1 protein-coding gene is annotated in these 1,652 nt (G+C 61.1%); it reads right to left on the reverse strand.

Features of this window, described 5'->3' with window-relative positions:
* On the reverse strand, positions 1–1,652 hold a 1,652-nt coding region (locus GOV91_RS22485; RefSeq protein ID WP_171237134.1), incomplete at both ends, for a bifunctional sulfate adenylyltransferase/adenylylsulfate kinase.

A 1,652-nucleotide genomic window follows, 5' to 3' on the forward strand; every position in this document is an offset into this window, starting at 1 on the left:
ACCTGATGAGCGCAGTTGTCGACTTCGACATTTTCGGTTTCGACGCTCAGTTCAGGGTTTTCCGGCACGTCATAAGGGTCGGAAATACCGGTGAACTCTTTGATCTTGCCCTCGCGGGCCAGCTTGTACAGGCCCTTGCGGTCGCGGCGTTCGCATTCCTCGATGGTGGTGGCGACATGCACTTCGCAGAAGGCGCCGAACTGTTCGATCTCTTCGCGCACGGCACGGCGCGTGGTGGCGTAGGGCGCGATGGGCGCGCAGATGGCGATGCCGCCGTTCTTGGTGATCTCGGACGCCACATAGCCGATCCGGCGGATGTTCAGGTCGCGGTGCTCTTTCGAGAAGCCCAGTTCGGACGACAGGTTCTTACGCACGATGTCGCCATCCAGCAGCGTCACCGGGCGTCCGCCCATCTCCATCAGCTTGACCATCAGCGCGTTGGCGATGGTGGATTTGCCCGAGCCTGAGAAGCCGGTGAAGAACACGGTAAAGCCCTGCTGGCTGCGCGGAGGTTTGGTCTTGCGCAGCTCGGCCACAACTTCGGGAAAGCTGAACCATTCGGGGATTTCCAGACCCTCGGCCAGACGGCGGCGCAGTTCCGTTCCGGAAATGTTAAGGATTGTCACCTTATCCTTGTCTTTGATCTCGTCATTGGGTTCGTACTGGGCGCGTTCCTGGACGTAGACCATGTGTTTGAAATCGACCATTTCGACGCCGATTTCATCCTGATACTGGCGGAACAGGTCCTGCGCGTCGTACGGGCCATAGAAATCTTCGCCCTGGCTGTTTTTGCCCGGGCCTGCGTGGTCGCGGCCAACGATAAAGTGCGTGCAGCCGTGGTTGGCGCGGATCAGCCCGTGCCAGACCGCCTCGCGCGGGCCAGCCATGCGCATGGCCAGGTTCAGCAGGCTCATCGAGGTGGTGGACGCCGGGTACTTGTCCAGCACCGCCTCATAACACCGCACGCGGGTGAAGTGATCCACGTCGCCCGGCTTGGTCATGCCGACAACCGGGTGGATCAACAGGTTGGCCTGTGCTTCCTTCGCGGCGCGGAAGGTCAGTTCCTGATGCGCGCGGTGCAGCGGGTTGCGGGTCTGGAAGGCCACGATGCGGCGCCAGCCCAGCTTGCGGAAATAGGCGCGCAGTTCGTTTGGCGTGTCGCGGCGGCCGCGGAAGTCATAGTGAACGGGCTGTTGGATGCCGGTCACGGGGCCACCCAGATAGACTTTGTCGGCCACGTTGTGCAGGTAGTTGACCGCAGGATGCGCATCGTCATCGGCGCCAAACACCTTCTCGGCCTCACGCGCCTTGTCCGGCGTCCAGCGATCGGTGACGGTCATGGTGGCGAGGATCACGCCCTCTTGGTCACGCAGGGCGATGTCCTGGCCCAGCTCGATACTGTCGGCGAAGTCTTCGCTCACATCCAGCGTGATCGGCATCGGCCAGAGCGTGCCGTCAGCCAGGCGCATGTCCTCCACCACGCCGTTGTAATCAGCTTCGGTCAGAAACCCCTTGAGCGGGTTGAACCCGCCATTCATCAGAAGCTCCAGATCGCAGATCTGACGCGGGCTCAGGTCATGGCTGGTCAGATCAGAAGCTTCGAACTTAAGTTTCTGAGCAGACTCATAGGACACATAAAGTTCCGGGATTGG

It is taken from the genome of Ruegeria sp. HKCCA6837 (assembly GCF_013034475.1).
Classification (GTDB): domain Bacteria; phylum Pseudomonadota; class Alphaproteobacteria; order Rhodobacterales; family Rhodobacteraceae; genus Ruegeria.